A 10,503-nucleotide genomic window follows, 5' to 3' on the forward strand; every position below is an offset into this window, starting at 1 on the left:
ATTGGCAGAGAAATGATATCAATCAACCCGATCAGCAGGTGCAACGAGTAGCTTAATTTACGCCAGATCCTGTCCAAGAGACGGGGAGTAGCTCACAAACACCGGCAGCCGCTTCTCTAGCGTGGCAACAGCCGCGTCCCGATCGTGTGAGATGGAAATTCGCTCGCGCAAATTCACCAACCTCTTGTTTTCTTGCTCATTGTCCTCGTCGACGATCGGGACCATTTCCTCCAACCACTTCGAAAGCGCACGCGCGTGCTCACCTGAGACGTCGCTGTCGTGTCGCATCTGAGCGGTGACCTCACGTAAAGTCATGCTCGGCTTCGGCTCTTCCTCTCCGACTTGAGCATCTAGATGCCGGCCGAGGCGCGCGAGGTCGGACTCAACGTCGCGGTATGAAGGTCTCTCGGGAGCCCCCTCAAGCGCGTGAGTGGATCTATCGTCCAGGTAGCGTGTGATGCGATAGACAATCTTCTCGGATTGCAGCGAGGGAGCGAGATCAGCCAGATCCTCGGCATCGAGGGTGCGCGCGTTGAGCCATTCCTCGAGGAACTGCGTCGGGTACACATTCCGCGCGGACCGTGCAGAACCGCTCGAAGTGGTCGCGCAGGCCAATGTGGTAGCTTGTCATTTCCATGATCGAAATGAAGTCCAGCCCGGCCTCTTGAAGAACTGCTCCGATCTTGCCGAATGCCTGGCGGAACTGGATATGCAGGCCTGCCGGCATGGTGCCGTCCGGCCTGCTTCCGGTCATGCCGGTCAGAAAGACATGGTTGCCGGATAGGACGCCCAGAGAAAGCTGGATCCGGTCCGCCATTTGCCCCGCCCCCGGCGGAATGAGTACTCTTTTGGCCCTGTTTCCTCGCGGTTCGAAGTGACCGCAATAATGACCGGCGCGGTGCGCGGGTCAACGCCGGCTCTGTTTGTGCACCGGACCGGCGAGAGTCGCGGCCACCTTCTAAGGCATGGGACCCACGCGCCCTAGGGCACGCGCTTTCGCCCCGTATCTTGGCCTCAGCCGACCTCGGCCAGGCGCGCGAGTGCGGCCTTCAGCTTGCCGGCTTCCTCATCGCCCTGCGCCAGGCGTTCGCGGGTTTCCTCGACCACCTCGTCGGGGGCGGAGGCTACGAATTTGGGGTTGTTCAGCCGCCCGCGCAGCCCGCCCATGTCCTTTTCCAGCTTCTCCAACGTCTTCGCCAGCCGCGCCTTTTCCTCGGCGACGTCGATGATGCCTTCGAGCGGAATCGCAAAGCTGCCGCCCTCGACCGCAATGGTGATCGCGCCTTTGGGGGCCTTCTCGGCCTCGGTAAGGCTTTCGATCCGTGCCAGCCGCTTGATCAGTGCCTCGTTGCGCGCCCAGGCGCCGCGCCCGGCCTCATCGAGCGTCAGTTGCAGCATGTCGAGCTTCAACCCCACCGGCACATGCATCTGGGCGCGGGCCGAGCGGATTTCCTCGATCAGCGTGATCACCCAGTTCATCTCGCGGTCGGCTTCCGTATCGATCCGCTCGGCGCCGTATGCCGGCCAGTCGGCGTGGACAAGCTTCTTGGCCCGCTGCCCGGTCAGGCCCCAGAGTTCCTCGGTGATGAAGGGCATGATCGGATGCAGCAGGATGAAGCACTGATCGAGCACCCAGGCCATGGTCTGGCGGGTCTCGGCCGCGGTCTTGGCATCGTCGAACAGGGGTTTGGCGAATTCGACATACCAATCGCAGACCTTGCCCCAGACGAAGGCGTAAAGCGCGTTGGCCGCGTCGTTGAAGCGGAAGTTCGACAGCGCCTCGTCCACGGTTTGGCGCACGCGTGCGGTCTCGCCCACGATCCAGCGGTTGACGCGGGCCTCGGGCGAGGGGATCGCGGCTGTCGTGTGGCCCTCGAAGACGCCGTTCATCTCGGCAAAGCGGGTGGCGTTCCACAGCTTGGTGCCGAAGTTGCGGTAGCCTGCGACGCGCGCGGTCGAAAGCTTCAGATCGCGGCCCATCGCGGCCATGGCGGTCAGGGTGAAACGCACCGCGTCGGCGCCGTATTCGTCGATCAGTTCCAGCGGGTCGATCACGTTGCCGACCGATTTCGACATCTTCTTGCCCTTCTCGTCGCGGACGAGAGCATGGACATAGACGGTGTGGAACGGGACCTGATCCACCACGGCAAGCTGCATCATCATCATCCGCGCGACCCAGAAGAAGATGATGTCGAAGCCGGTCACCAGCACGTCGGTGGGGAAATACTTGGCGTAGGCTTCGGTTTCTTCCGGCCATCCCAGCGTGCCGATCGGCCAGAGGCCCGAGGAGAACCAGGTGTCGAGGACGTCGGGATCGCGCCACACCGGATAGACCAGATGGGTGGGGTCGCGATCGACCTCGTAGCGGGCCAGCGCATGGGTCAGCACCTCGACCGCGGTGGCCTTGTCGGCCACCTCGACCACGCGGCAGGCCTGCAGTGGCGTGGGCAGGTGGGACAGGCTGTGGCGGAAGCCGGCGGCTACCGTTTCGAAATCGGGGCCGCAATGCTGGGTCAGGTCGCGCTGGGTGAAGGCACCGTCGACCAGCAGACGGAAGAGTTCGACCTCATCAAGATCGCCGTCACCTTCGTCGTCGATGAAATGGGTACGGTGGATGCCGAGGCCATACCAAACCGGGATCTGATGCCCCCACCACAATTGCCGCGAGATGCACCAGGGTTCGATATTCTCGAGCCAGTGGAAATAGGTCTTGGCGTCCCGCTCGGGCAGGATCCGGGTGGTGCCCGAATTTTCGTCGAAAATTCCGGCCTCCTGCGCCGCCATGCCGTCACGCACGGCCTTCAGCGCGGGTTCGACGATCTTGTCGGTCGCGACGAACCACTGGTCGGTCAGCATCGGCTCGATCACTACCTTCGAGCGATCGCCAAACGGCTGCATGATCGGCTTGTGCTCGACATAGGGCACCATGCCGGGATCGAGGCAGACGTTGCCTTCGCTTTCCTCGGGATCGCCGGGGACCATGACGGCAAGACCTTCCTCGGTGATCTGCTGGACCACGCGCTTGCGGGCTTCGAACCGGTCGAGGCCGCGCAATTCGTCGGGGACGAGGTTCAGCGTGTCGACCTCGGCCTCGGTGAAGGCGGCGCCGTTCGCGATTTCCTGCGCCCGTGCCGCGCAGGTGGCATAGTCCGGCCCGTCGTCGCGCATATGGGCACGGGTGTCCATCAGGCGGTACATCGGGATGCCGCCCCGCTTGGCCACCTGATAGTCGTTGAAGTCATGCGCCCCGGTGATCTTCACCGCACCCGAGCCGAAATCGGGATCGGGGTAGTCGTCGGTGATGATCGGGATCAGGCGGCGGTGTTCCTTCGGACCCACCGGAATTTCGCACAGCTTGCCGACGATCGGGGCATAGCGCGTGTCCGACGGGTGCACCGCGACCGCGCCGTCGCCAAGCATCGTCTCGGGGCGGGTGGTGGCGATCGAGATATAGTCGCGGGTTTCCTCGAAGGTGACGTTCCCGTCCGCGTCCTTTTCCTGATACAGGTAGGTCTCGCCCCCCGCCAGCGGATACTTGAAATGCCACATGTGGCCGGGGCGCTCGATGTTCTCGACCTCGAGGTCCGAGATCGCGGTCTCGAAATGCGGATCCCAGTTCACCAGCCGCTTGCCGCGGTAGATCAGGCCCTTGTTGTAAAGCTCGATGAAGACCTTGATGACGGCATCGTGGAAATTGCCGTCCTCGCCCGCGGGCGCGCCTGGGGCGCCGGACATGGTGAAGGCGTTGCGCGACCAGTCGCAGGAGGCGCCGAGCCGCTTGAGCTGATTGACGATGGTGCCGCCCGATTGCGTCTTCCATTCCCAGACCTTGGACAGGAAGGCCTCGCGCCCCATCTCGCGGCGGCTGGGGTTGGACTTGTCCTTGGCCAGTTCGCGTTCCACCACCATCTGCGTCGCGATGCCCGCATGGTCCTGCCCCGGCTGCCACAGCACGTCATGGCCGCGCATCCGGTGCCAGCGGATCAGGATGTCCTGCAGCGTGTTGTTGAAGGCATGGCCCATGTGCAGGCTGCCGGTCACGTTCGGCGGCGGGATCATGATGCAGAAGGTCTCGGCCCCCGGTCTGGCATTGGCCCCCGCCTTGAAGGCGCCCGAGCTTTCCCAGTCGGCATAAAGCCGGGCCTCGGCTTTGGCGGCGTTGAAGGTCTTGTCCATCGTCATCTGAGCGTCCCGCAACTGGCGCGGGCAGGCGACCCGCGGCTTTGCCAGATGCTCTAGCGAATGCGGGCGGGAAGGCCAAGGGCGTTGGGGGTGGCCAAGCGTCCTGCGTGGATAGGTCCCGCCTGGCGGCGCCTGGTGCGGGGCGTATTTGCGGAACAATGAAAGGGCGAACCCTGTCGGCCCGGCCTTGGCAAGAATACGCCGCCAAGGGGCATCCGGCGCGACGGCCCGGAAGGTCAGGCGCGTTCGGAATACTCGAAGGTTTCGGTGTGGACGACGATCTTCTCGTCCTGCGCGATGAAGGGCGGCACCATGATGCGCACGCCGTTGTCCAGCACCGCGGGCTTGAAGCTTTTGGCGGCGGTCTGGCCCTTCACCACCGGCTCGGTCTCGACCACCTGGCAGACGACCTTCTGCGGCAATTGCACGGAAAGCGCCTCGGCGCCGTAATATTCGATATGCGCGGTCATTCCGTCCTGCAGAAACGGGCGACGTTCGCCCAGCAGGTCGGCCGGCAGTTCGATCTGCTCGAAGCTTTCGGTATCCATGAAGGTCAGCATTCCGTCGGTCTCGTAGAGGAATTGCTGATCCTTGATATCCAGCCGCACCTGCTCGACCTTGTCGGCCGAACGGAAACGTTCGTTCAGCTTGCGGCCGTCGCGCAGGTTCTTCAGCTCAACCTGGGCGAAGGCGCCACCCTTGCCGGGCTTCACATGGTCTACCTTCACCGCCGCCCAAAGGCCGCCGTCGTGCTCGAGCACGTTTCCGGGGCGGATTTCGTTTCCGTTGATCTTGGGCATCTGGGGGAACCTTGAGAAAAGCTTGATCGTTCGGCGCGAGACCCTATATCTCGCGAGACAATCCCTGGCAAGACGACTAGATCCTGTGAGATCGCGCTCGAGCCATGCAGTGTGCGCATGGCTGGCATTCTCAACAGGGGATACCGAATCGGTCCAAAAAGGCCATATTCGCCGGACGCCAGGAAACGCAAGAGCAATAATAAAAGGACGCTATCATGGTCGATTTCGTTGACGGCACCGCATTCAACTTCGAGCAGGGCCAACGGTCGCGCAAGCTTTTTGCCGCCGTGGTGCTGGCGGCGTTGGACGATGCGATTGCCGACGACAAGAAATACGGCAACGGCCCCGAGCAGATCGCCCGCTGGGCGCGTTCGCGCGACGGGCGCGAAGTGTTGTCCTGCGCCGGGATCGACCCCAACGAGCGGGTCGTGAAAGGTTTGATGGAATTCGTTTCGAAAGGTGTGCGCACCTCCGTCGCGCTGTCGCGCGAGGAAAGCGAGCGCCGCCATGCGCTGGAACTGGAGCAGGCAGAAGCCGCCTGATTCGGACATCGCCACCGTGTCGCGAAAGACGCGCCCTGAAGGGCGCGTCTTTCGTTTGTGCCAGTCCGTCACCCTCCGGCCGGCGCGCATTGCAGGCCGACATCGATGCCGTTTGAACCAAGCAGCGAATTCCCCGCCGTTTCGCCACCTTCGATTGGCATGAAAAGAGCGCGGTCGCGCCAGGGCACCGATCGGATGGCACGCGCGCGGCCGACCCAGACAGACATAGGGATGCCGCAGGTCGCGCCCGGTCTCGGCACGCATATGAAAGGCCCCGCTATCCTGCCCTGATCCGGGGCGCGGGTGGGGGCGTCCGTCTTTCCGCGCGGATGCTTCCGTGCCGGCGGCAAGCGCCGGGCGGAGCTGTCAGCACCCTAGCGGATCATTCGAGATCGCGGCTGGCGAAGGCGCGGTTGATCTCGGACCGGACAAGCTTGCGCACGCTGCGGGTGATGCGTTCACCCAGCGGTCCCTGCAATTCCTCCCGGATCATCTCACGCACGATATCGCGCAAAGCCTCCTCGTCGAGAAAAGCGCCGTCAGGATCCGCCTCTGCCCCGGCCGGGGTTGGCGTGCCGGCGGGGCCGGCTTCGGGCGCGGGGCCGGGGTCGATCCGGGGGCCGAGATCGGCAAAGGCGCTTTGGGAACCGGCCCCGGGGGGCGGCGCGTCCTCGGGTTGGGAATCTTCCCAGTCGATCGCGTCGGTATCGGCTTCGGGCGCGGTTGGCGCGTCGGGCGCATCTTGGGTGCCGGCAGTCGCGCCCATGCCGCGGCCGCTGTGGAACGCGGGCGCCATGGCTTCCTGGGGTTCGGACAGCGCGTCAGCGGCCTCGGCGCATTGGGCAAGCGTCTCTGCCAGTGCGTCCGACGCACTGATCGATGCCGGCTTGGCTTTTCTTCCGGCAGCGGCGTCGGCGGCGTTTTCGGCCGCAGCCTCCTGCGTCGGATGCTCTGCCGCGCGTCGGCGGCTTTCGGGATGCGGACGGGTCGGAGCGACCCGCGTGGCACCGCCCAGGGCCGCGGGCGGAGTCGCGTGGCCCGCGCCGCGATGGACGAACCGCACGGGGCCCACGAAGGCATCCAGATGGTTTTCATCTTCGACCGCGGCCTCGGTCCCGTCGGGATCCCATTGCTCGACCCGGGCTGCGACCGCGGATTCGAGCTCTGCGATCGTGGCCTCGATCGCGGCGACGCCAGCCTTTTCCGAAAGCGCCCCGGCTGCGTCCGCCGCGCCATCTTCGGGCGGCGTACCCGCGGCAGGGGCGGCCGAAGGCTCGGCCGGATCTTGCGCCCGGGGTGACACTGGCGGCGCCTCGTGCGCTGCGGGCGCTGCGGGCGCTGCGGGCGCTGCGGGCGCTGCGGGCGCTGCGGGCGCGGCAGGCGCGGTTGCGTCGCGGCCGTCGTTCGCGGCATCCGGCACCTCGGCTACGCGCAGGGCGGGCGTCAACACCAGCCGCCCGGACAGCTTCGGTTCGGCAGCGGAAGGGTCGGGCGCGCGAATCGCGGCCCCAGGCGCGCGGAGCGGCGGCTCGGGCCGGGCCTCTTCGGAGACGAGGCGCCGAATCGAGGACAGGACATCCTCGATATCGGTTCTGGTCATCGGATCGGACATGCGCAGTATCCCCTTTGGAACCTGCAGCTAGGGTAGCCCGGTCACGCAACCGACACAACGGCTGGTCGCGGCCGCCGGGTCACAAAGCGCAGGCGCGGCCTATTTGCCCATCGATTTCAGCACCCGGTCCAGAGCCCTGCCCTGCACGCTGGTGGCGGGCGCCGACTTGACCGCGTTGTAATAGGCGGTGGGGTCGTAACTGGGCACGCCAAGGCCCAGGTGCTTGGCGGTCAGCAGCCCCATCGAGGCCAAAAGCTGATAGACCGCGACATATTCGTTGGTGCCGGCCGACACGCGCGAGGCACGGGCGTCAAGCAGCGCCTGTTCGGCGTTGAGCACGTTAAGCGTGGTGCGCGAGCCCAGCTTGGCTTCTTCCTGGACCCCGGTATAGGCGGTCTTGGCGGCGCGGATCTGTTCGTCATAGGCGGTGATCGACGACCGCGCGACGGCGAGTTGCGCCCAGGCGTTGCCGACATTCTGGGTGACCTGAACCGCGGTTTGCAGAAGGGCAGCCTTGTTCTGGTCTTCCTGCGCCAGCGCCTGGCGGTAATAGGCCGATATCTTGCCGCCCGCATAGATCGGCTGCGACAGTGTCAGAACGCCTTGCAGCTGCGTGTTCGACAGGCTGTTGATCCCGTATTGCGCGGTGGCGGACAATGTCGGGCGCACCTGGGCCTTGGCCCGCTTGACGGCGTATTCCGCGGCCTTGACCTGATATTGAGCCTGTTTCAGCGCCGGCTGGTCATGCTGCGCAATCGCTGCCGCATCCTTCAGGCTGCGCGGAATCGCGGGGGCCTTGGGCGGCCTCGACAGCTTGCCAGGATAATGCCCCACGGCGGCCTTGTAGGCCTCTCGCGCCATGGCCAGTTGGCCCTGCGCCGCCGTCAGCTTTGAATGCGCGGCGGCCAGCGCGGCCTGGGCCTGGGCGACATCGGTGCGGGTGATCTCGCCCACGTCGAACCGGTCGCGCGCGGCCTTCAGCTGCTGACGCAGCACCCGGACGCTGCCGTCGTTGAGATGGACCACCTCTTGCGCGTTGCGCACGTCCATATAGGCCTTGACCGCCCCCAGCAGAACCTGCTGCTCGACCCCGACCAGCGCGGCGCGCGTGGCCAGGGCGGATTGCTTGGCCCCTTCGATTGCCGCGCGGGTGCGACCGAAATCCAGAAGCGTCATGCTGGCTTGAAGCCCCAGGGTGCCATAAAGGTTCTTGTTGAGCGTGGAGAAGGTGGCCGGATGGCTGGAGGTGACGCTGCCCGCCAGCCCAAGCGTCGGGCGCAGGGACGACACATTGATCGCAACGTTCTCGTCGGCGGCGCGCAAAACCGCGCGGTTCTGTTCCAGCAGGTGCGAGTTGCGGTAGGCCGAGATCATCGCGTCCGCCAGGGTCTCGGCGCTGGCGGGGGAGGCCAGCGCGATCGCCATGGCGGCAGCGCCGAGGCGCCCCAGTATCTGCCTGTTCGTCTTGTTCATGCTGCCAGTCCCAAATGCTGCCCGTCTGAAAATCCTGACCCGCCTTGGCGAATCAAAGCACGAAGCCGGTATGCTTCTCAAAGCCCGGAAGCACCGGCGCCGCCGCGTTGAAGCCAAAGCGCCACGTAAGCGCACCGTCCAGCTTGTAGCCGATCTTGCAACTGCCCAGCGCGCCTTCCATGAAGATCGCCACGATCCGCCCGCCATCCTTGAGCTGGTCTTCCAGCCCCGCGGGCAGGCGTTCGATCGCGCCTTCGATCAGGATCGCATCATAGGGGCCGTGCTTCGCCGCGCCCTCGGTCAGCGGCCCCTGGATCACTGCGGCATTGTCGACTTCCTGCGCCGACAGAACAGCTTGGGCTTCGGCGGCGAATTCGCGATCCTCTTCGAGGGCGACGACCGCCTCGGCCAGCCGCGCCATCACCGCGCTGCCATAGCCAAGCCCGGCCCCGATATGCAGCACCAGTTCATCCGCCTGAAGATCGGCCAGGTCGAGCATCTTCGCCAGCACCCGCGGATCCAGCACGACCCGGCCTCGGCCCAGGTCGATATTCTCGCCGACATAGGCCGCGTCGCGGCGCTGTGCGGGAACGTACAATTCACGCGGGATGGCCAGCATCGCCTCGATGATCGGGAACTTGGTGACATCCGAGGGGCGAACCTGGGTGTCCACCATCACCCTGCGACGTGTCTGGTAGTCGGCCATGGCTAAACTCATCAGTCTAGTTTCCGTTGGCACTGGTTTGCCACATTCCCACGCAGGCGGCAACATGATGCGACGCCGCAAGGGGATTGCGCGACAAAATTACATGGTATAGGTGAGCCCCTGCGACGGCGAGTTGGCGGAGAGGTTACGCAGCGGATTGCAAATCCGTGTAGACCGGTTCGATTCCGGTACTCGCCTCCATTTCCTTCTAAATCATAGCGTTAGCGGCTTAGCGGTCGGGTGTGACACAAAGTGGGACACACGCCCTATGATGCTGTCATCCTATCTAAGCCGCTCAAGACATGGGATTTACTACTTCCGCTGGCCTATCCCATCATTCATAGAGGGAAAGCGAGCCTCAGTCCGGATCTCATTACGGACACGTTGCCCGGATCGGGCTGGTGATTTGGCCCGCGCTCTTGCATCCTGCGGACGAATACTACGCGAGAGCAATGCATTGGCGGGACTGAGGCAAAGCGAGATACGCGAGAAGGTGCAAGCCTACTTCAAGGCGCAACTGGACCAGTACCTTGACTGGCTGGACCGACGCGGCCTGTCGCAGAACGCCTTGGCAGACGCCCGCGAAGAAGTGCTGGACCATGAGAACTTCATGGACATCGACTGCGCCCACCCCATCTGGCTTCCGTTCGCGCGCATCAAGACCAAGATGGAGGTGTCCGATGCCGATTGGGACGCCAGCATGCCCCGGATTGCGACAGAGCTACGGAAGGGCCGCCGCGACATGCTGAGGCGCGTTCTGGAGGTCGCTAAGGGTCTTGAGCATTATGCCTATGACGATACCACCGGCCTTCGCCCCTGTCCCTCCTGCGGCCCCTCCAGCCGCCTTGCTGGCGTCATCGTCGCTGGGCATGGCAGTGGATGACTTCATCACCGAGCATTCCCGCCAGTATCACCGAGCATTCCCGCCAGTGGGCTGAAAAGACCACCGGTCAAAACCGCGCCTACCTGAACATCCTGATCGAATACTTCGGGCGTGACCGGCTGCTTGCCACGATCACGAAGCAGGATGCGAACGAGGTGAAAAAGTTATTGCAGGCCCTTCCGGCAAGCCGGAACACCCGAAAATCTCCCCTAGGGTGAGGACTCATAGCCAATAGATGACAGTTGCGGCAAGGGCGATGGCTGAGAGGAAGACCTTCGGACATCTATCGTATCGTGTTGCGACAC

At 64.4% G+C, this 10,503-nt stretch carries 10 protein-coding genes, 1 tRNA gene and 1 pseudogene; 4 read left to right on the top strand and 8 right to left on the bottom strand.

All coding sequences use genetic code 11. The annotated features are described in order from the left end of the window. Positions 1-57: 57 nt before the first annotated feature. From BLV97_RS21350 to efp, 4 genes are all read right to left on the bottom strand, one after another. Complete coding sequence (locus tag BLV97_RS21350) at positions 58-567, bottom strand: hypothetical protein (protein WP_176992674.1); 510 nt, start codon at positions 565-567, stop codon at positions 58-60. Continuing rightward, a complete protein-coding gene (locus BLV97_RS19940; protein WP_081824988.1) occupies positions 500-817 on the bottom strand; it encodes a Rid family hydrolase in 318 nt (105 codons plus the stop codon). Before BLV97_RS19940 ends, BLV97_RS21350 begins: the two co-directional genes overlap by 68 nt. Positions 818-1,014: 197 nt before the next feature. After that, positions 1,015-4,182 (bottom strand): valine--tRNA ligase, encoded by a 3,168-nt coding sequence (locus BLV97_RS19945; RefSeq protein ID WP_035840996.1) that lies wholly within the window; start codon positions 4,180-4,182, stop codon positions 1,015-1,017. A gap of 236 nt (positions 4,183-4,418) precedes the next feature. After that, positions 4,419-4,982, bottom strand: a complete 564-nt coding sequence (gene efp / locus BLV97_RS19950) for an elongation factor P (protein ID WP_035840995.1) — start codon at positions 4,980-4,982, stop codon at positions 4,419-4,421. 215 nt (positions 4,983-5,197) lie between these two features. Between efp and BLV97_RS19955 the strand changes: the two genes are divergently transcribed. After that, positions 5,198-5,524, top strand: coding sequence for a DUF6280 family protein (locus BLV97_RS19955; RefSeq protein WP_035840992.1), 327 nt, complete (start codon positions 5,198-5,200; stop codon positions 5,522-5,524). Positions 5,525-5,906: 382 nt separating this feature from the next. Here BLV97_RS19955 and BLV97_RS21355 read toward each other — a convergent pair whose 3' ends face one another. From BLV97_RS21355 to BLV97_RS19975, 3 genes are all read right to left on the bottom strand, one after another. Then, positions 5,907-7,136 (bottom strand): hypothetical protein, encoded by a 1,230-nt coding sequence (locus BLV97_RS21355; protein WP_176992675.1) that lies wholly within the window; start codon positions 7,134-7,136, stop codon positions 5,907-5,909. A 99-nt stretch (positions 7,137-7,235) separates the two neighbouring features. Continuing rightward, entirely contained in the window at positions 7,236-8,609 is a 1,374-nt protein-coding gene (locus tag BLV97_RS19970; protein WP_035840987.1) for a TolC family outer membrane protein, read from the bottom strand. A gap of 52 nt (positions 8,610-8,661) precedes the next feature. Next, complete coding sequence (locus tag BLV97_RS19975; RefSeq protein WP_035840985.1) at positions 8,662-9,315, bottom strand: protein-L-isoaspartate O-methyltransferase family protein; 654 nt, start codon at positions 9,313-9,315, stop codon at positions 8,662-8,664. Between the two features lie 127 nt (positions 9,316-9,442). Between BLV97_RS19975 and BLV97_RS19980 the strand changes: the two genes are divergently transcribed. The 3 genes from BLV97_RS19980 to BLV97_RS20970 all read left to right on the top strand — a co-directional run bounded on the left by BLV97_RS19980 (position 9,443) and on the right by BLV97_RS20970 (position 10,416). Beyond that, positions 9,443-9,516 (top strand) — tRNA-Cys (locus BLV97_RS19980). Between the two features lie 256 nt (positions 9,517-9,772). Continuing rightward, positions 9,773-10,198: a hypothetical protein gene (locus tag BLV97_RS19985; protein WP_051645973.1), complete on the top strand. Its 426-nt coding sequence runs from the start codon at positions 9,773-9,775 to the stop codon at positions 10,196-10,198. Continuing rightward, the gene (locus BLV97_RS20970) at positions 10,195-10,416 is read left to right on the top strand and encodes a hypothetical protein (protein WP_051645972.1); all 222 of its coding nucleotides are present in this window, start codon (positions 10,195-10,197) and stop codon (positions 10,414-10,416) included. The genes BLV97_RS19985 and BLV97_RS20970 overlap by 4 nt, the downstream gene beginning before the upstream one ends. Before the next feature lie 4 nt (positions 10,417-10,420). On the opposite strand, the pseudogene BLV97_RS20975 reads toward BLV97_RS20970, so the two are convergent. Then, positions 10,421-10,503 (bottom strand): annotated as a pseudogene (locus BLV97_RS20975) (IS5/IS1182 family transposase); the annotation flags it as partial.

Origin of the sequence: Allgaiera indica (assembly GCF_900106675.1) — a bacterium.
GTDB lineage: Bacteria > Pseudomonadota > Alphaproteobacteria > Rhodobacterales > Rhodobacteraceae > Acidimangrovimonas > Acidimangrovimonas indica.

Bases quoted from the DNA above. Each gene is read 5' to 3' on its own strand.
- BLV97_RS19940 (WP_081824988.1), bottom strand. From the start codon at position 817: ATGGCGGACCGGATCCAGCTTTCTCTGGGCGTCCTATCCGGCAACCAT.
- BLV97_RS19945 (WP_035840996.1), bottom strand. From the start codon at position 4,182: ATGACGATGGACAAGACCTTCAACGCCGCCAAAGCCGAGGCCCGGCTT.
- efp (WP_035840995.1), bottom strand. From the start codon at position 4,982: ATGCCCAAGATCAACGGAAACGAAATCCGCCCCGGAAACGTGCTCGAG.
- BLV97_RS19955 (WP_035840992.1), top strand. From the start codon at position 5,198: ATGGTCGATTTCGTTGACGGCACCGCATTCAACTTCGAGCAGGGCCAA.
- BLV97_RS21355 (WP_176992675.1), bottom strand. From the start codon at position 7,136: ATGTCCGATCCGATGACCAGAACCGATATCGAGGATGTCCTGTCCTCG.
- BLV97_RS19970 (WP_035840987.1), bottom strand. From the start codon at position 8,609: ATGAACAAGACGAACAGGCAGATACTGGGGCGCCTCGGCGCTGCCGCC.
- BLV97_RS19975 (WP_035840985.1), bottom strand. From the start codon at position 9,315: ATGGCCGACTACCAGACACGTCGCAGGGTGATGGTGGACACCCAGGTT.
- BLV97_RS20970 (WP_051645972.1), top strand. From the start codon at position 10,195: ATGACTTCATCACCGAGCATTCCCGCCAGTATCACCGAGCATTCCCGC.